At 65.8% G+C, this 18279-nt stretch carries 17 protein-coding genes and 2 tRNA genes; 13 read left to right on the forward strand and 6 right to left on the reverse strand.

What is annotated here, in order from left to right; genetic code table 11:
• The gene (locus AC5Y5Z_RS14880; protein WP_499925924.1) at positions 1-663 is read left to right on the forward strand and encodes a DUF8010 domain-containing protein; all 663 of its coding nucleotides are present in this window, start codon (positions 1-3) and stop codon (positions 661-663) included.
• A gap of 40 nt (positions 664-703) precedes the next feature.
• Here AC5Y5Z_RS14880 and AC5Y5Z_RS14885 read toward each other — a convergent pair whose 3' ends face one another.
• The 3 genes from AC5Y5Z_RS14885 to AC5Y5Z_RS14895 all read right to left on the reverse strand — a co-directional run bounded on the left by AC5Y5Z_RS14885 (position 704) and on the right by AC5Y5Z_RS14895 (position 3745).
• Positions 704-1720, reverse strand: coding sequence for an FAD/NAD(P)-binding protein (locus AC5Y5Z_RS14885; RefSeq protein ID WP_499925926.1), 1017 nt, complete (start codon positions 1718-1720; stop codon positions 704-706).
• Positions 1721-1781: 61 nt separating this feature from the next.
• Entirely contained in the window at positions 1782-3350 is a 1569-nt protein-coding gene (locus AC5Y5Z_RS14890) for a glycoside hydrolase family 13 protein (RefSeq protein ID WP_499925892.1), read from the reverse strand.
• Entirely contained in the window at positions 3350-3745 is a 396-nt protein-coding gene (locus AC5Y5Z_RS14895) for a globin (RefSeq protein WP_463824876.1), read from the reverse strand. Before AC5Y5Z_RS14895 ends, AC5Y5Z_RS14890 begins: the two co-directional genes overlap by 1 nt.
• A 134-nt stretch (positions 3746-3879) precedes the next feature.
• On the opposite strand from AC5Y5Z_RS14895, the gene AC5Y5Z_RS14900 reads away from it, so the two are divergent.
• The 3 genes from AC5Y5Z_RS14900 to AC5Y5Z_RS14910 all read left to right on the forward strand — a co-directional run bounded on the left by AC5Y5Z_RS14900 (position 3880) and on the right by AC5Y5Z_RS14910 (position 5275).
• Positions 3880-4533, forward strand: a complete 654-nt coding sequence (locus AC5Y5Z_RS14900) for an HNH endonuclease (protein WP_463824875.1) — start codon at positions 3880-3882, stop codon at positions 4531-4533.
• 63 nt (positions 4534-4596) lie between these two features.
• Positions 4597-4821 carry an aa3-type cytochrome oxidase subunit CtaJ gene (gene ctaJ / locus AC5Y5Z_RS14905; protein WP_463824947.1) on the forward strand — a complete coding sequence of 75 codons (225 nt, stop codon included), beginning with the start codon at positions 4597-4599 and terminating at the stop codon, positions 4819-4821.
• Positions 4808-5275, forward strand: coding sequence for a DUF5130 domain-containing protein (locus AC5Y5Z_RS14910; RefSeq protein WP_463824874.1), 468 nt, complete (start codon positions 4808-4810; stop codon positions 5273-5275). The genes ctaJ and AC5Y5Z_RS14910 overlap by 14 nt, the downstream gene beginning before the upstream one ends.
• An 11-nt stretch (positions 5276-5286) precedes the next feature.
• Here the strand turns inward: AC5Y5Z_RS14910 and pepN are convergent, their stop codons facing one another.
• On the reverse strand, positions 5287-7866 hold the full coding sequence (gene pepN, locus AC5Y5Z_RS14915) for an aminopeptidase N (RefSeq protein ID WP_499925895.1): 2580 nt from the start codon (positions 7864-7866) through the stop codon (positions 5287-5289).
• Between the two features lie 109 nt (positions 7867-7975).
• On the opposite strand from pepN, the gene AC5Y5Z_RS14920 reads away from it, so the two are divergent.
• The 3 genes from AC5Y5Z_RS14920 to AC5Y5Z_RS14930 all read left to right on the forward strand — a co-directional run bounded on the left by AC5Y5Z_RS14920 (position 7976) and on the right by AC5Y5Z_RS14930 (position 9958).
• Positions 7976-8587, forward strand: a complete 612-nt coding sequence (locus AC5Y5Z_RS14920; protein ID WP_499925897.1) for a mycothiol-dependent nitroreductase Rv2466c family protein — start codon at positions 7976-7978, stop codon at positions 8585-8587.
• An 81-nt stretch (positions 8588-8668) separates the two neighbouring features.
• Entirely contained in the window at positions 8669-9148 is a 480-nt protein-coding gene (locus AC5Y5Z_RS14925) for a ribose-5-phosphate isomerase (protein WP_463824871.1), read from the forward strand.
• A gap of 3 nt (positions 9149-9151) precedes the next feature.
• Complete coding sequence (locus AC5Y5Z_RS14930; protein ID WP_499925900.1) at positions 9152-9958, forward strand: Fpg/Nei family DNA glycosylase; 807 nt, start codon at positions 9152-9154, stop codon at positions 9956-9958.
• Between the two features lie 117 nt (positions 9959-10075).
• Here AC5Y5Z_RS14930 and AC5Y5Z_RS14935 read toward each other — a convergent pair whose 3' ends face one another.
• Positions 10076-11278, reverse strand: coding sequence for a serine hydrolase domain-containing protein (locus AC5Y5Z_RS14935; RefSeq protein WP_463824869.1), 1203 nt, complete (start codon positions 11276-11278; stop codon positions 10076-10078).
• 33 nt (positions 11279-11311) lie between these two features.
• Positions 11312-11382: transfer RNA gene (locus tag AC5Y5Z_RS14940), tRNA-Gly, on the reverse strand.
• A 132-nt stretch (positions 11383-11514) separates the two neighbouring features.
• On the opposite strand from AC5Y5Z_RS14940, the gene AC5Y5Z_RS14945 reads away from it, so the two are divergent.
• From AC5Y5Z_RS14945 to AC5Y5Z_RS14970, 6 genes are all read left to right on the forward strand, one after another.
• Positions 11515-11591 (forward strand) — tRNA-Pro (locus AC5Y5Z_RS14945).
• Positions 11592-11644: 53 nt separating this feature from the next.
• Positions 11645-13129, forward strand: a complete 1485-nt coding sequence (gene tig / locus AC5Y5Z_RS14950; protein ID WP_499925902.1) for a trigger factor — start codon at positions 11645-11647, stop codon at positions 13127-13129.
• Positions 13130-13226: 97 nt separating this feature from the next.
• A complete protein-coding gene (locus AC5Y5Z_RS14955) occupies positions 13227-13829 on the forward strand; it encodes an ATP-dependent Clp protease proteolytic subunit (protein ID WP_463824866.1) in 603 nt (200 codons plus the stop codon).
• A complete protein-coding gene (clpP2, locus tag AC5Y5Z_RS14960) occupies positions 13829-14464 on the forward strand; it encodes an ATP-dependent CLP protease proteolytic subunit ClpP2 (protein WP_463824865.1) in 636 nt (211 codons plus the stop codon). Before AC5Y5Z_RS14955 ends, clpP2 begins: the two co-directional genes overlap by 1 nt.
• A gap of 251 nt (positions 14465-14715) precedes the next feature.
• On the forward strand, positions 14716-15996 hold the full coding sequence (gene clpX, locus AC5Y5Z_RS14965) for an ATP-dependent Clp protease ATP-binding subunit ClpX (protein WP_463824864.1): 1281 nt from the start codon (positions 14716-14718) through the stop codon (positions 15994-15996).
• A 299-nt stretch (positions 15997-16295) separates the two neighbouring features.
• Complete coding sequence (locus AC5Y5Z_RS14970; protein ID WP_499925905.1) at positions 16296-18248, forward strand: 2-oxoacid:acceptor oxidoreductase subunit alpha; 1953 nt, start codon at positions 16296-16298, stop codon at positions 18246-18248.
• Positions 18249-18279 lie beyond the last annotated feature (31 nt).

Genomic DNA, 18279 nt, shown 5'->3' on the forward strand with positions numbered 1-18279 from the left:
GTGCGCGAGCGGGGGCTGTGGCTTGACCCGGACGGGTTGGCCGCCCACCGCGCGGATCTGGCCACCTTTGTCGATCATGCACTGCGCCTGGACGACGCCGCGGTCATCCGCATCCGTGCCCGCTCGCCGGGACTGCTGACGGCTTGGGTGGCAACGGGTTTCGATGTGCTGGCCAGCCGGGTGGTAGCCGGCAGGGTACGTCCCGACGACATGTCTGTCGGCGCTGACGCGCTGGCGCGCGGTCTGGCCAATGTGGACGCCACGGGCTTCGTGGACCCCGGCTTCGCGATGGACTCCGCCTGGCGCGGGGGGTTACCGCCGGAGTCAGGCTTCACCCACCTCGAGGACATACCGGCGCGCGTCGTGGTGGACCTGGCGCGCGACGGTGCCCAACTGGCCCGGGAGCAGGGTAGTGCCCACGGCCCCCCAATGTCGCTGCTCGACCAGGAAGTCATCGAAGTCAGCTCCGGCGATGTCGTCGTCGGACTGCCGATGCGCAGCGTATTCGCTTTGACTGCAATGGGATTCGTGGCCCAGTCGGCCGAAACGATCGACGCCGGCGAGATGATCCGGGTCCGGGTGTCGCCGTCGTGGCTGCGGATCGACGCGCGGTTCGGTTCGGTCTACCGGCGGCGCGCCCATGCCGCGCTGATGCTGAACTGACCGGGCGCATCAATCAGGCCGATTTTATCGGCCTGCCTACTCACGTGCGGTAGACCATCCACAGCGGCAGCACGGAGTTGAGGTAGTCCATGAACTTCTTCAGCCCCACCCGATATTGACCGTAGCCGTAAGGGTCCTCGGCGTATTCCGGGAACGCGATGCCCAGCCCGAAGAGTCCGGGCGCGATGATCCCGTTCTGAGGGTTGTAGTCCAACGGGCCCCACTGCGGGGTCTCGGGTAGCGTCCTGCGCTGGAATCCCACGGTGTAGACGACGCGGTCACATTCGGCGAGTTTCTCGTCGAACTCGGCGCTGGAAACCCAGCACCGCTCCAACCGGTCGGGGTACCGGCCGTCGATGTTCTCGCGGGCCCACTCCGCTGCCCGGCCCTTGAGGCCGGTGTCGTCGAAGAGAATCCAATCATCAAGATAGACCGCGTATTTGAGTGGACCGCGGTAGAAGTTGATTACTTTTGCCACCGGCCGGCGCAGCAGATGCGGCAACACGATCATCGACGAGTGCGACGAACCGAACACGGCGACGGTCGCGCCGTCCAACGTCACCTGCGCGAGTTTATCCGGATCGAGCGCGACGTCCACCGGAATCTCCTCGAGCTGCGGATAATTCAGCGTCTTCGGGACGGCACCCACCGCGAGAATCACGTTGTCGGAGACGATTTCGGCGTCCTCGGTGTCGACTCGCCAGCGCCGGTTCGCCAACCACAGCGCCCTGGCCGTGGACTGAAAACTCGTCACCCGGTCGCGCAGCTGCCCGGTGATCCACAGCAACGGATCTGCCACCAGCGCGAGGGCGCAGGTCTCTGCCGGGTCGACCTCTCGCAGCGGACACGGCGGCGCTTCGGAAAACCGGAACGCCGACGAGCCGTTCAGGTACTCCAGGAACGTCCCGGCGATGGTGTTGCTCGAGACGGAACGCCATTTGCCGCCCAGATCACCCGCCGCAAAGGCGGGATCGATCCAGGCGATCTGCTCCGGCCCGATGCCCTGATCGAGTAGTCGTCCCACCGCGGCGATTCCGGCGGGGCCGGCTCCGATCACTGTCCACGCGTAGGGCGCCATGCATCAGATATAGAGCAGCGGGCACCGAATCGCGAAACGGCTAACCAAGCACCCAGGCCGTGCTGTCCGGTGGCAACCGGCCTTCGGTCAGCGGGGCGCTGGTGAGAATGACGTCCCCCGGGGGCAGCGCGATCGGGAGTTCGCCGGCATTCAGCGCGCACACCAACCCGCCGGGACGCGCGAACACCACCGCGTCCTTGGGAGCAGGCCGCCACCAGACCTCTGCGCCGTCGAATTCACCATGCTCCCTACGTAATCGGAGCGCTTGCCGGAAGAACATCAACGTCGACCCGGCATCGGCGAGCTGCTTTTCCACGGTCAGCCCCGCCCAGTCCGCCGGCATCGGCAACCAGGTGTCGGGATTGGTGGAGAACCCGAACGGGGGGACCTCGCCCGACCAGGGCAGCGGCACCCGGCAGCGGTCACGGCCACGCTCGGTGTGCCCGGAACGTTCCCAGGTCGGGTCCTGCAGCACCTCGTCGGGCAGGTCCACGTCGGGCAGCCCGAGCTCTTCGCCGTTGTAGAGGAACACCGCGCCGGGCAGCGCGAGCATCACCATCGCCATGGCCTTGGCGCGGCGCAGTCCGACTTCGCCGTCGCCGTACCGGCTGACCTCGCGGCCGACGTCATGGTTGGACAGCGTCCAGGTCGGGGTGGCGTTTTCCAATGCGGCGGCGTCCAGCGAGTTCTGTATCGCATCGCGGATCTCGGTGCTGTCGAAGCCGGTACGGGTGAGCCGGAAGTTGAAGCCGAGGTGTAGTTCGTCGGGGCGCAGGTACTGCGCCCACTGGGCGTTGTCGTGCACCCACACCTCGCCGACGGTGACCGCCCCCGGATAGTCGTCGATGACCTTGCGGATGTCGCGGTGGATGGCGTGCACGTTGGGCCGGTTGAACCGCGGGTCGTCGTCGGTGTGACGCAGCACCTCGGTCACGTCGGGTGAGTCCGGCAGCCCCGCGGGCTTGGCCATCCCGTGCGCCACGTCGATGCGGAACCCGTCGACACCGCGCTCCAGCCAGAACCGCAACGTTTTCTCGAAGTCGTCGGAGATCTCCGGGTTATCCCAGTTCAGGTCCGGCTGTTCGGTGTCGAACAGGTGCAGATACCACTGGCCGGGATTGCCGTCCGGCTCGATCACCCGCGTCCAGGCCGGTCCGCCGAACACCGATTCCCAGTTGTTGGGCGGCAGCAGCCCATCAGGTCCGCGACCGTCGCGGAAAAAGTAGCGGTCACGTGCCTCGGTGCCGGGACCGGCAACCAGCGCGGCCTGGAACCACGGATGCTGGGAGCTGCTGTGGTTGGGCACCACGTCCATAGTGACTTTGATGCCACGGGCGTGCGCGGCGGCGATCAGTCGCTCGAAGGCGGCCATCCCGCCGAACAGCGGGTCGATGTCGCGGGGATCGGCGACGTCGTAGCCGTGGTCGGCCATCGGCGAGACGGTGACCGGGTTGATCCAAATCGCTTGCACGCCAAGTTGTTCCAGATGTTCCAGCCGGTTGGTCAGACCGTCGAGGTCGCCGACGCCGTCGCCGTCACTGTCGGCGAACGAGCGGGGATACACCTGGTAGAAGACCGCGGAGCGCCACCAGTCCTGTTGAGCGGTCATCAGAACGCGGAGTTGACCAACGAGTGGGCGGCCATCTCCAGGTACTGCAGCAACTGGCGCCGGTGCTCGTCGTCCAGGGTCTGCGAATCGATGGACGCGACCGCGGTGTGCATGCACCGCAACCAGGCGTCGCGTTCTATCGGCGTGATGCGGAACGGCATGTGCCGCATCCGCAACCGGGGATGTCCGCGTCGGTCGGAGTAGGTGCGTGGGCCGCCCCAATACTGCTCGAGGAACATGCGCAGGCGCTCCTCGGCGCCGGTCAGGTCCTCCTCGGGATACAACGGCCGCAGGATCTCGTCGTCGGCGACCTGTTCGTAGAAGCGCGCCACGATCGCGTCGAACGTCTCCGCCCCGCCGACGGCGTCGTAAAAAGACTCGGTTGCTTGTTCCATCGCCCTCCATTGTGGGCCCACCGCCACAGGGCGGCGCAGCCACCGCCCCGGTGTTCACCGGATCGACACGACGTAGCCGGAACAAATGTCGTGCGATCGGCAGCAAATCATGGTGGACTGTCGGCGGAGGATTTATGGCGCAGCGCAACAAACGTCGTGGCCACCGAGGTGTCGGCAGCACGGCAAATGGAACCGGGCCAGCCACCGCGTCATGTCTGCACAGCGTCGATTCACCGTCTCATCCGCCCACGCGGGTGGAGAGCGCATCGGTCTGGAATCGCCGTCGGGTGCTGCTGCTGAACTCCACCTACGAGCCCCTCACCGCCCTGCCGTTGCGCCGCGCCATCGTGATGGTGATGTGCGGCAAGGCCGACGTGGTGCACGCCGACCCGGCCGGCCCGGTCATTCACTCCGCTACCAGGGCGATCGCGGTGCCATCGGTGATCCAGCTGCGCTCCTACGTCCGGGTGCCGTACCGCGCCCGGGTTCCGATGACGCGCGCGGCGCTGATGCATCGAGACCGGTTCTGCTGTGCATACTGCGGGGCGAAGGCGGACACCATCGACCACGTAGTGCCCCGCAGTCGCGGCGGTGACCACTCCTGGGAGAACTGCGTCGCTTGCTGCGCCACCTGCAATCACCGCAAGGGCGACAAGTTACTCACCGAACTCGGCTGGTCGTTGCGGCGGGCGCCGCTGCCGCCGACGGGACAGCACTGGCGGCTGTTGTCCACAGTCAAGGAGCTGGACCCGCACTGGGCGCGGTACCTGGGTGAGGGCGCGGCCTGATTTCCCGGCCGCCAGGTGTGCCGTATCCGACTCGGGTGGGATAGCGTTTGCCTCGTGAACGCTATGGAGTTGCACCTGATGTTTCTCGGGATCCCGCTGGTGCTGGCGGGCCTGCTGCTGTTGGTGTACATGACCCGCAAGGGACCGCACCCGGCAACCTATGACATGTCGGAGAAGTGGACCCACGCCCCGATCCTGTGGGCGGCCACCGACGAGGCTGTCGGCGGCGGCCACGGCGGACACGGGTCGGAGTTCTCGGTAGGAGGTGGCGCAAGTGGCACATGGTGAAGTTGCGACGATAGACCCGGCCGATCTGCCGAGAGGCTGGGTGGTCACCAGCAGCGGACGTCTATCCGGAGTCACCCAGCCCGGTGAGCTCTCCGTGCACTACCCGTTCCCGATCAGCGATTTGGTCGCCGTGGACGATGCGCTGAAATACGCGTCGCGGGCGTCCAAGGCGCGGTTCGCCATCTATCTCGGTGACTTGGGCAGCGACACTGCCGCCCGCGCGCGCGAGATTCTGGCCAAGGTGCCGACGCCCAACAACGCGGTGCTGCTCGCCGTGTCCCCGGACCAGAGCGCCATCGAAGTGGTTTACGGGTCGGCGGTGCGTGGTCGGGGCGCGGAGTCCGCTGCGCCGCTCGGGGTCGCCGCTGCGTCGTCGGCCTTCGAACAGGGGCATCTGATCGACGGACTGGTCAGCGCAATCCGCGTGCTCAGCGCCGGGATTTCGCCGGCCTAGGGCCCGATGCCCTAGTCGCCGCCGTCGTCGAAGTTGCGCGCGCGCAGTGACCGCTGCACCGCGGCCTGCCCTTCCAGCACCAGCCTGCGCAGCGCCGGTGGCACCTGCGGGTCGGACAGGAACTCGTCGGCGGCGGCGATCGCCTCCTCGCTGATGTCCTGGTGGGGGTACAGGCCGATCACCACCGACTGCGCGACCTCGCTGGATCGCCGGGCCCAGACGCCGGCGATGACCGCGAAATAGCGCTCGGTGAACGGCTTGAGCAGCTCACTCTGTCCCGGCGCACTGATGCCCGCGATCATGGCGCGGCTGACGGCATTGGCCAGGGTGTCGTCCTCGACCACCGCGGTGAACGCCTGTTCCTTGACGGCGAGTTGCGGGCGCGCGGCCGATGCCTGCGCACCGTGCCGTTTGCCGGCCGCAGTCGGGTCGTTGCGCACCTCGGCGTCGATCCGCGGCGTCTCGGGCCCGTCGGCGTCAATCACGCCCGCGGTGGCCAGCGCGACCACCACCCGCCAGCGCAGGTCGGTGTCGACGTCCAGACCCGCCAGCCCCTGCTCGGCGGGATCGCCGTCGAGCAGGCCGGTCAGCACTTCCACATGCCGCGGCGACAACACCGAGGACAGCAGGGCGTTGACGAAGGCGAGCTGATGGTCGGAGCCGGGCTCGGCGCCGCGCGCCAACTCCAGCAACCGGTCGGCGAGCTGCGGCCAGCCGTGCTCGCGCGCCCAGCCCGGCTCGGCGTAGGACCCCACCGCGGTCTGGGCCTGCAACAGCAGCCGCTGCAACACGGTGACCTCGGTCTCGGCCTGGATGCCGCCGGACACCAGCGCCACGAAATCGCGCGCGCGTAGTTCGGCGTCGCGGGTCATCTCCCACGCTGCCGACCACGCCAGCGACCGGGGGAGCGGTTCGGCGATGTCGGCGATGCGGTCGAGTGCGGTCTGCAGCGACTCCGGGTCGAGCCGCAACGAGCAGTAGGTGAGGTCGTCGTCGTTGACCAGGATCAACTTTCCTCGCGAAACACCAACCAGCGCAGGGACTTCCGTCGTCGAACCCTCGACGTCGATCTCCTCCCGATGCACGCGCACCAATTTCCCGGAACCATCGTCGTCATAGATCCCGATGGCCAGTCGGTGCACCCGGGTTTCGCCCGCGCCGGGTGCCGCGCCGCTCTGCGCGACTGCGAACCGGGTGAACGTGCCCTCGTCATCGACGTCGAAATCGGCCCGCAGGGTGTTCAATCCGGTGGTCTTCAACCACTGCTGTCCCCAGTCGGACAGGTCACGTCCCGATGCCTTCTCCAACGCGGCGACGAGATCGCTGAAGGTGGCATTGCCGAAGGCGTAGGTCTGGAAGTAGTCACGCAGGCCGGCCAGGAAGCCCTCCAAGCCCACATAGGCGACCAGTTGCTTGAGCACCGAAGCGCCCTTGGCGTAGGTGATGCCGTCGAAGTTCACTTCGACCGCGTGCAGGTCCGGAATGTCGGCGGCGATCGGGTGCGTCGAAGGCAGCTGGTCCTGCCGGTACGCCCACGACTTCTCCACCGTTGCGAAGGTCGTCCACGCCTGGGTGTATTCGGTGGACTCCGCCTGGCACAACACCGAGGCGAAGGTGGCGAAGGATTCGTTGAGCCACAGATCATCCCACCAGGTCATGGTGACCAGATCGCCGAACCACATGTGCGCCATCTCGTGCAGCACCGTCTCCGCGCGTCGTTCATAGGATGCGCGGGTGACCTTGCTGCGGAAGACGTAATCCTCCAGGAATGTCACCGCGCCGGCGTTTTCCATTGCGCCGGCGTTGAATTCGGGCACGAACAACTGGTCGTACTTGCCGAACGCGTAGGGTAGGCCAAAGTTGTTGTGGTAGAACCCGAATCCTTGTTTGGTCTCGGTGAACAACCGCTCGGCGTCCATGTAGGGCGCCAGCGACGCCCGGCAGTAGATGCCCAACGGGATGTCACCATGCTCGTCGGTGTAGTTGTCGTTCCACACGGCGTACGGCCCGGCGACCAGAGCAACCAGGTAGGTGCTCATCCGCGGCGTCGTAGCGAAGGTGTGCACGCCGTTCTCGACCGACACTGTCGCAGCGTTGGAGACCACCTTCCAGTGCTCGGGTGCGGTCACCTGGATGTCGAAGGTGGCTTTGAGGTCCGGTTGGTCGAAGCAGGCGAACATGCGTTTGGCGTCGGCGGTTTCGAACTGCGAGTAGAGATACGTCTCGTCGTCGACGGGGTCGACGAAGCGGTGCAGTCCCTCGCCGGTGTTGGAATAACGGCAGTCGGCGTCGACCACCACGACGTTGCGGTCGGCCAGGCCTTGCAGCGGGATCCCGGTCGATTCGTCGTAGCCGGAGACGTCGATGTCCCGGCCGTTGAGGGTGGCGCTGTGGAGCTTGTCGGCGGCGATGTCGATGACTGTGTCGGCGCCGGCGAGCGCGTCGAACGCCACGGTGGTGTGGGAGCGGAACGTGCGGGAGCCGGGAGCCCCCGCCCCGTCGGTGACGTCGAGGTTGATCCGGTAGCTGTGCACGGTGACCAGGGCGGCGCGTTCGACCGCCTGGTCGCGGGTGAGGTTGGGTAGGGCCACGCGTTCCAACATATCGGCTGACATCGCGGGGTTCGCGGCGGCGGGAACAGTCCGCCCGCGGTTGCGGTTGTGTCTGAGCGGACCCACTGCCGAGGAGAGGACCGCAGCAATGCCTGAAAAGTCGAAAGCCGATTTCTGGTTCGATCCGCTGTGTCCGTGGTGCTGGATCACCTCACGCTGGATCCTCGAGGTGGAGAAGGTCCGCGATATCGAGGTGCAGTTCCACGTCATGAGCCTTGCGGTGCTCAACGAAGACCGGGAAGGTCTGCCCGACGACTACCGGGAGAAGATGTCGAAGGCCTGGGGGCCGGTGCGGGTGGCGATCGCCGCCGAGCAGGCGCACGGCGCGAAGGTGTTGGAACCGCTCTACACCGCGATGGGCACCCGAATTCACAACGAGGGCAACACAGATCTCGACGAAGTCGTCAAACTGGCGTTGGTCGATGCCGGCCTGCCCGCCGAGTTGGCGCAGGCGGCCTCCGACGACGCCTACGACGAAGCGTTGCGCCAGAGCCATCACGCCGGCATGGACCCGGTGGGACTCGACGTCGGTACTCCGACGATCCACGTCAACGGGAGCGCGTTCTTCGGGCCGGTGATGTCGAAGATCCCGCGCGGCGAGGAGGCCGGCAAGCTCTGGGACGCGTCGGTGACGTTTGCGGCCTACCCCCACTTCTTCGAGCTCAAGCGAAGTCGTACCGAGGCTCCCGAATTCGACTGACCTCCCACCGAGTGCACACTCGGCGGGCGGCGGTGCCGGTTCGCTGCTGCCGGCGCCGGGACGTCGGGCACAATGTCCGGCATGCGCGTCTACTTGGGATCCGACCACGCCGGATTCGAGCTCAAGCAGCAAATCATCGAGCACCTGAAGAAGACCGGCCACGAGCCGATCGACTGCGGCGCGTTCAGCTATGACGCCGAGGACGACTACCCCGGATTCTGCATAGCTGCGGCGGCACGCACGGTTGCCGACCCGGAAAGCCTCGGCATCGTGCTGGGTGGGTCGGGCAACGGCGAACAGATCGCCGCCAACAAAGTGCCCGGCGCGCGCTGCGCCCTGGCGTGGAGTGTGGAGACCGCAACGCTGGCCCGCGAGCACAACAACGCGCAGTTGATCGGTATCGGTGGGCGCATGCACACCGTCGACGAGGCCCTGGCCATCGTCGACGCCTTCCTGTCCGCGCCGTGGTCGAAAGCTGAACGCCACCAACGCCGTATCGACATTCTCGCCGCCTACGAACGCACGCACGAAGCGCCTCCGGTGCCCGGCGCCGGAGAGTGAGCAGTGCCCGAAGGGCATACCCTGCACCGGCTGGCCCGGTTGCACCAACGCCGGTTCGCCGGTGCGCCGGTGGCGGTGTCGAGCCCGCAGGGCCGGTTCGACGACGCCGCCGCAGTGGTCAACGGTCGGGTGTTGCGCCGTGCCAGCGCCTGGGGTAAGCACCTGTTCCACCATTACGCCGGTGGCCCGGTAGTGCACGTGCACCTCGGGCTCTACGGCGCCTTCACCGAATGGCAACGACCCGAGGACGGCACCGTTCCAGAACCGGTCGGACAGGTGCGAATGCGCATGGTCGGGGCGCAGTACGGCACCGATCTGCGCGGCCCGACGGTGTGTGAGCTACTCGACGAGAGCCAGGTCGACGAAGTAGTCGCCCGGCTGGGTCCCGACCCGTTGCGCGCCGACGCCGACCCGGCCCGGCCCTGGGCGCGAATCAGTAAGTCTCGCAGGACAATTGGTGCGCTTCTGATGGACCAGACCGTCATCGCCGGGGTGGGCAACGTCTACCGCAACGAGTTGCTGTTCCGGCACAACATCGACCCGCACCGGCCGGGCGTGGACATCTCCGAGCCCGAGTTCAGCACCGCATGGACCGATCTGGTGGCGCTGATGAAGGTCGGGTTGCGTCGCGGCAAGATCGTTGTGGTCCGCCCGGAACACGATCACGGCGCGCCCTCGTACGGACGCGGCCGGCCGCGCACCTATGTATACCGGCGAGCCGGCGACCCGTGCCGGGTGTGTGGGGAAACGGTGCGCACTGAAGTGCTGGAGGGCCGAAATCTGTTCTGGTGCCCGAATTGCCAGACCTGACTCACCACCTCAGCGACCTTAGGCCTCGAGCCTGTAGTGGTGGCGCCGAGACTGAACTCAGCGCGTCTCCGCGGCGAATGTGGCGTCCTGAATACCGTCTCGACGCGGTGGCCCTGCTCAGCTCGGGATGACCCCGAGCGCCCGATAGACCTCGTTGCTCAGGGCGACACTGCGCGGGTCGGCGTTGGCCTTGCTGGCATCGAAGCGATTCGACACGTAGCCGTAGCCGATCCGGTGTTCCAGGTCGACGAACGCGAACGAACCACCCAACCCGCCGTGGCCGAACATCTTCGGGTTGGGCCCGTTGATGCAGCGCTGGTTGAGCATGTAGCCCAGACCCCAGCCGTGGTCGGCGACGCGGGGACCCAGCACCAGGTCGGGTTCGAATCCGCCCTGGCATTCCCGGACCAGGTCCATGTGTTCGCGGCTGAGCAGCTTCTCCTGGGCCAGCGCGTTGTAGAAGGTGGCCATCCCCAACGCGGACACCTGGCCGTTGGTGCCGGGGAACTCGAGCTGCCGCCACAGCTGCAGGTTCTCGGTGTCCAGGTCGTCATCGGCGAGGAAGCCCATCGAGATCGCCATGCCGGCCTTGGGGTGCTCGGCGAGGCTGGTCGGGTAGCCGGGGGCGTGCAGTTCGGCCAGCAGTTGGCGGCCGGTGGGTTTGTTCACCCGGTCGGCGCAGCGCAGCTGCTCGCTCGGCGACAGACCGATGTGGATCTCGGCGCCGATCGGTTCGGCGATTTCGGTCCGCAGATACTGGCCGACCGTACGGCCGGTGACGCGACGAAACACCTCACCGACGATGAAGCCGTAGGTCGTCATGTGGTAGCCCTGCGCGGTGCCCGGCCGCCACCACGGTTCGGCGACGGCGAGTTGCTCGCAGACGAAGTCCCAATCGAGCAACTGCTCGGTGGTCAACCGGGTACGCGGCCCGATCACCCCGGATCGGTGGCTCAGCACCATCGCCAGCGTGATGTCTTGCTTGCCGGCCTGCCCGAACTCGGGCCAGTAGCGGGCCACCGGCGCCTGCAGGTCCAATTCACCCCGGTCGGCGAGTTGGTGGACGCAGGTGGACGTCAGACCCTTGGTGCCGGAGAGCACCGTGGTGAGGGTGTCCTCCTGCCACGGACGGGTGCCGGCGGCGTCGGCGGAACCGCCCCACAGATTGACGACCAGGTCGCCGTCGACCCAGACCGCGACCGCGGCGCCTACTTCGTGGCGCAGCACGAAATTGCGCTCGAATGCCTCGCGGACGCCCTGGAATTTCGGCACGCACGAGCCTTGAATGCTCACGTTGCTGACGCTTTCGACGTCGCTCATGGCGCCTTTCCGTTGAGCAAAATATACGCCCAGAGCGGGCGACGGGAATCGAACCCGCGTAGCTAGTTTGGAAGACTAGGGCTCTACCATTGAGCTACGCCCGCATGTATTAGTCGAGCGAGACGATACGTGGTGGCGGAGATCAAATCTAATCGACGCTGTCACGTGACCGCTCCGTGAGGTCTGAGGTCGCTGCGTGGCCGGTGTGACCGGGCCGTAGGATTTCGTGGTCACCGCGGGGTGTAGCGCAGCTTGGTAGCGCATCCGCTTTGGGAGCGGAAGGCCGCAGGTTCAAATCCTGTCACCCCGACCACGTCCACAAGCGCACTGCCGCGCGCCGAAACGAACACATCGAGGAGCACGCCCGTGAAGAGCACCGTCAAGCAGTTGAGCCCCACCCGGGTTCGCATCAATGTGGAGGTGCCGTTCACCGAGCTCGAGCCAGATTTCCAGCGGGCCTATAAGGAGCTGGCCAAGCAGGTCCGGCTGCCGGGCTTCCGCCCCGGCAAGGCTCCGGCGCGGTTGCTCGAGGCGCGCTTCGGACGCGAGGCGCTGCTCGACCAGGTCATCGAGGAGGCCGTGCCCAGCCGCTACGGCCAGGCGCTCACCGAATCCGATGTGCAACCCATCGGCCGCCCCAACATCCAGGTGACCCATAAGGAGTACGGCGAGGAACTGCAGTTCTTCGCCGAGGTCGACGTCCGTCCCAAGCTGGAGATCCCCGACCTGGATGCGCTCACGGTCTCCGTCGACCCCATCGAAGTGACCGACGAAGAGGTCGAGGCCGAACTCGACTCGCTGCGCGCCCGGTTCGGCACCCTGACCGGCGTGGACCGGACGGTATTGATGGAGGACTTCGTTTCAATCGACCTGTCGGCGACCGTCGACGGTGAGGACGTGCCGGGCGCCGCGGCCGAGGGACTCTCCCACGAGGTCGGCTCGGGTCGACTCATCGCCGGGCTGGACAACGCGGTGATCGGCCTGGGTGTCGACGAGTCCAAGACGTTCACCGCCAAGCTGGCGACCGGGGAGCATGCCGGTCAGGACGCCGAGGTCACCGTCACCGTGCGGTCGATCAAGGAACGCGAACTGCCCGAGCCCGACGACGAGTTCGCCCAGTTGGCCAGCGAGTTCGACACGATCGATGAGCTGCGCGAGAGCCTCCGCGAGCAGGTGCGCAACACCAAGCGGGCGCAGCAGGCCGACCAGATCCGCGAAGCCGCCCTGGACGCGCTGCTCGAGCAGGTCGACGTGCCGGTGCCGGATGCGGTGGTGCGATCCCAGATCGACGAGACCGTGCACGCCGCGATGAGCGGCCTGAACCAGGACGAGGCCAAGTTCGCCGAGGTGCTTGAGCAGCAGGGCTCCTCACGCGCGGAGTTCGACGCCGAAGCCCGTGCCGCCGCCGAGAAGAACGTGAAGCGTCAGCTGCTGCTGGACGCCATCGCCGACGAACTCGACGTCCAGGTCGGTCAGGAGGACCTGACCGAACGGCTGGTGCTGACCTCGCGCCAATACGGCATTGAGCCACAGCAGTTGTTCGCCTACCTGCAGGAGAACAACCAGTTGGCCGCCATGTTCGCCGACGTGCGGCGCGGTCTGGCGATCGGCGCGGTGATCGAGAAGGCGACGGTCACCGATAACGCCGGCAATGCCATCGACACCAGTGACTTCTTCGGCAAGCGGCACGCGGGCCATGACCATGACCATGACCATGACGATCACGACCATGATCACGACCATGAGCCAGGGAGTGTCGACCAGGTCGAGCCGGCGGAGTCCGACGAAGACGCCGACGAAAAACCATCGGCAGCGGACGACGCCGAGAAGAGCGACGAATCCACCACATGACGCTGTGAGCGAACGCGCCCGTTTCAGGTAGTCATGGGGCGGGTCGGGTTCGTTAGTGTCGGTGCAACAAGCAACAAAGAAAGCAGGTGTCCCCGCGGTGGGAAAAGTGACTGACATGCGATCGAACTCGGTGGGTCTCAACCTCACGGACTCCGTCTATGAGCGCTTGCTCTCCGAGCGCATCATCTTCCTGGGCTCGGAGGTGAACGACGAGGTCGCCAACCGGTTGTGCGCGCAGATTCTGCTGCTCGCCGCCGAGGACGGCGATAAGGACATCAACCTCTACATCAACTCGCCGGGCGGCTCGATCAGCGCCGGCATGGCCATCTACGACACGATGGTTCTGGCGCCCTGCGACATCGCGACCTACGCGATGGGCATGGCCGCCTCGATGGGGGAGTTCCTGCTGGCAGCAGGTACCAAGGGTAAGCGGTACGCGTTGCCGCACGCCCGCATCCTGATGCACCAGCCCCTCGGTGGAGTCACCGGCAGCGCGGCCGACATCGCCATCCAGGCTGAGCAGTTCGCCGTCATCAAGAAAGAGATGTTCCGCCTCAACGCCGAGTTCACCGGTCAGTCCATCGAACGCATCGAGGCCGACTCGGATCGCGACCGCTGGTTCACCGCCCAGGAAGCCCTGGAATACGGCTTTGTCGACCACATCATCACCCGCGCCGCACACATCAACGGAGACGCATAATGAATCCCCAGATCCAGCCGCAGGCGCGCTACATCCTGCCGTCGTTCATCGAGCACTCCAGCTTCGGCGTCAAGGAATCCAACCCGTACAACAAGCTGTTCGAGGAACGCATCATCTTCCTCGGCGTCCAGGTCGACGATGCGTCGGCCAACGACATCATGGCGCAGCTGCTGGTGCTGGAATCGTTGGACCCCGACCGCGACATCACCATGTACATCAACTCGCCCGGTGGCGGGTTCACCTCACTGATGGCGATCTACGACACGATGCAGTACGTGCGGGCCGACATCCAGACCGTGTGCCTGGGTCAAGCCGCGTCTGCGGCCGCGGTGCTGTTGGCTGCCGGCACACCCGGTAAGCGGATGGCGCTGCCCAACGCGCGGGTGCTGATCCACCAGCCGTCGCTGTCCGGCGTGATCCAGGGGCAGTTCTCCGACCTGGAGATCCAGGCCGCCGAGATCGAGCGGATGCGCACGCTGATGGAGACCACGCTGGCCCGCCACACCGGCAAGGATGCCGAGGTGATTCGCAAGGACACCGACCGGGACAAGATCCTCACCGCCGAGGACGCCAAGGATTACGGCATCATCGACACGGTGCTGGAATACCGGAAACTTTCCGCGCAGAACGCCTGACCGCCGGCACTCTGAGCGTCGGTGGCGTAACGACCGCGACACGCCAGAGACACGTAAAGCGCGTCTCGTCGAGTGACGGACCCCGACGGGCGATATGTTGCTTGCACACGAGAAGCGCGATCATCCAGTGAATCCCAAGCAAGCTATTCGGCGTTAACGGTCGCGGCGAGCCGGAACAAACGGGTAGCGTCGTGGGGAACACGCGGCAGGCAAGACGATACGGCGACACAGGAAGTAGGCCCTGAAGCATCATGGCGCGCATCGGAGACGGCGGTGACTTGCTGAAGTGCTCGTTCTGCGGAAAGAGCCAGAAGCAAGTCAAGAAACTCATTGCGGGCCCCGGTGTCTACATCTGTGACGAGTGCATCGACCTGTGCAACGAGATCATCGAAGAGGAACTCGCCGACGCTGACGATGTGAAGCTCGACGAATTGCCCAAGCCGATCGAGATCCGCGACTTCCTCGAGGGTTACGTCATCGGGCAGGACACCGCCAAGCGGACGCTGGCGGTCGCGGTCTACAACCACTACAAGCGCATCCAGGCTGGCGAAAAGGGCCGTGACTCGCGCTACGAGCCCGTCGAACTGACCAAGTCCAACATCCTGATGCTGGGTCCGACCGGTTGCGGCAAGACCTACCTGGCCCAGACGCTGGCCAAGATGCTCAACGTGCCGTTCGCCATCGCCGACGCCACCGCGCTGACCGAGGCCGGTTACGTGGGCGAAGACGTCGAGAACATCTTGCTCAAGCTCATCCAGGCCGCCGACTATGACGTCAAGCGTGCCGAAACCGGCATCATCTACATCGACGAGGTCGACAAGATCGCTCGCAAGAGTGAGAACCCGTCGATCACCCGTGATGTTTCCGGCGAGGGCGTCCAGCAGGCCCTGCTCAAGATCCTGGAGGGCACCCAGGCCTCGGTGCCGCCGCAGGGCGGCCGCAAGCACCCGCACCAGGAGTTCATCCAGATCGACACCACCAACGTGCTGTTCATCGTCGCGGGCGCCTTCGCCGGTCTGGAAAAGATCATCTACGAACGGGTCGGCAAGCGGGGGCTGGGCTTCGGCGCCGAGGTGCGTTCGAAGGCCGAGATCGACACCACCGACCACTTTGCCGAAGTGATGCCGGAGGATCTGATCAAGTTCGGCCTGATCCCGGAGTTCATCGGCCGCCTCCCAGTCGTCGCGTCGGTCACCAACCTGGACAAAGAATCCCTGGTCAAGATCCTGTCCGAGCCGAAGAACGCGTTGGTCAAGCAGTACACGCGGCTCTTCGAGATGGACAACGTGGAGCTGGAATTCACCGGCGACGCCCTCGAGGCCATCGCCGACCAGGCGATTCATCGCGGCACCGGCGCCCGTGGTCTGCGCGCCATCATGGAAGAAGTCTTGCTGCCGGTGATGTACGACATCCCGAGCCGCGACGACGTGGCCAAGGTGGTCGTCACCAAAGAAACGGTGCAGGACAACGTGTTGCCGACGATCGTGCCGCGCAAGCAGTCCCGCAGCGAGCGACGCGACAAGACCGCTTAAACGCCCCGGCTTCCTGCGCGAGCCGTAGCTCGTGCGCGGGCGGAGCGCGCCGTCTCGCCGGTACAGTGACCAAAACCACAGTTTTGCTCCTGACGCCCACCGGCGTCACCGTGACATCGGCATTTACCTGCGTACTCGCCGGTAATAAGCCTGAGGCGTCGAACAGACATCCTTATAAAAGTGTCATAATTGGTACCGCTGGTGACAGCAAAAACGTGTTAGCGGAGATGGCACTTCGGCGCGCGTATCGTCGAGCTGCAGCGGAGTGCCCGTCCGGAGGGCCAATGGAAGGCGGAGGCGTGAATCCGAACGGCAACGGCGCCGGGACAGAGTCTCACAACGGATCTCAAAGTCAAGTCGGCCGACAGCGGCTGGAGAACGTCGTCATCCGATTCGCCGGGGACTCCGGCGACGGCATGCAGCTGACCGGTGACCGGTTCACCTCAGACGCGGCGCTGCTGGGCAACGACCTGGCCACGCAGCCCAACTATCCCGCCGAGATCCGCGCTCCCGCAGGGACTTTGCCGGGCGTCTCGTCCTTCCAGATACAGATCGCCGACTACGACGTACTGACCGCCGGAGACCGGCCGGACGTGTTGGTCGCGATGAACCCCGCGGCCCTCAAGGCCAACATCGGCGACCTGCCGCGCGGGGGCATGGTGATCGTGAATTCCGACGAATTCACCAAGCGCAATCTCACCAAGGTCGGCTACGTCACCAATCCCCTCGAGACTGATGAGCTCGAGGAATATGTGGTGCATTCCGTTGCGATGACCACGCTCACTCTCGGCGCCGTCGAAGCGATCGGGGCGACCAAGAAAGACGGTCAGCGCGCCAAGAACATGTTCGCCCTGGGCCTGCTGTCGTGGATGTACGGGCGTCCGATCCAGACCAGTGAGAACTTCATCCGGGAGAAATTCGTCCGCAAGCCCGATGTGGCCGAGGCCAATGTGCTGGCCCTCAAAGCGGGCTGGAATTACGGCGAGACAACCGAGGCGTTCGGCACCACTTACGAGGTGTCCAAGGCTTCGCTGCCGGCCGGCGAGTACCGGCAGATCTCCGGTAACACCGCGCTGGCCTATGGCATCGTCGCAGCGGGCCAATTGGCCGACAAGCAGGTAGTGCTCGGCAGCTACCCGATCACGCCGGCGTCGGACATCCTGCACGAGCTGTCCAAACACAAGAACTTCAACGTCATCACCTTCCAGGCCGAGGATGAGATCGGTGGCATCTGCGCCGCCATCGGCGCCTCGTACGGCGGCGCGCTGGGCGTCACCAGCACTTCAGGCCCCGGCATTTCGTTGAAGTCCGAAGCACTCGGGTTGAGCGTGATGACCGAACTGCCGCTGATCGTGATTGATGTGCAGCGCGGCGGTCCGTCAACGGGTCTGCCGACCAAAACCGAGCAGGCCGACCTGTTGCAGGCGCTGTTCGGCCGCAACGGTGAGTCCCCGGTGGCCGTGGTGGCGCCCCGGTCACCCTCGGACTGTTTCGAGACAGCTATCGAAGCCGTCCGCATCGCGGTGTCGTACCACACCCCGGTGATCGTGCTCTCCGACGGCGCCATCGCCAATGGCTCCGAACCGTGGCGCATCCCGGACGTCACTTCGCTGAAGCCGATCAAGCACGTCTTTGCCAAACCGGACGAGCCGTTCCAGCCGTATGCCCGCCACCGGGACACCTTGGCCCGACAGTTCGCAGTGCCCGGAACGCCGGGTCTGGAGCACCGCATCGGCGGCCTGGAGGCGGCGAACGGTTCTGGTGACATCTCCTACGAGCCGGTCAACCATGACCTGATGGTCCGGATCCGGCAGGCGAAGATCGACGGCATCAGTGTCCCGGATCTCGAGGTGGATGATCCCACCAGCGACGCCGAGCTGCTCCTGATCGGGTGGGGGAGCTCCTACGGACCGATCGGTGAAGCGTGCCGACGGGCGCGCCGCAAGGGCGTCAAGGTGGCCCACGCCCACCTGCGCTACCTCAACCCGTTCCCGGCCAACCTCGGGGACGTGCTGCGGCGTTATCCGCAGGTGGTGTGCCCGGAGATGAACCTCGGCCAACTCGCGATGCTGTTGCGGGCGAAGTACCTGGTCAACGTGCAATCGGTCAGCAAGGTGCACGGCCTGGCGTTCCTCGCCGACGAAGTGGGCCGCATCATCCGTGCTGCCTTGGGTGGCACGTTGGCCGAGATCGAACAAGACAAAGCGATGGTCGCCAGGCTGGGCGCGGCAACGGTCGGAGCGGACGCGTGACGATGCAGAGCGTAGCGATGAGGAGGAGCGG

This window comes from Mycobacterium sp. NGS29 (assembly GCF_059812965.1).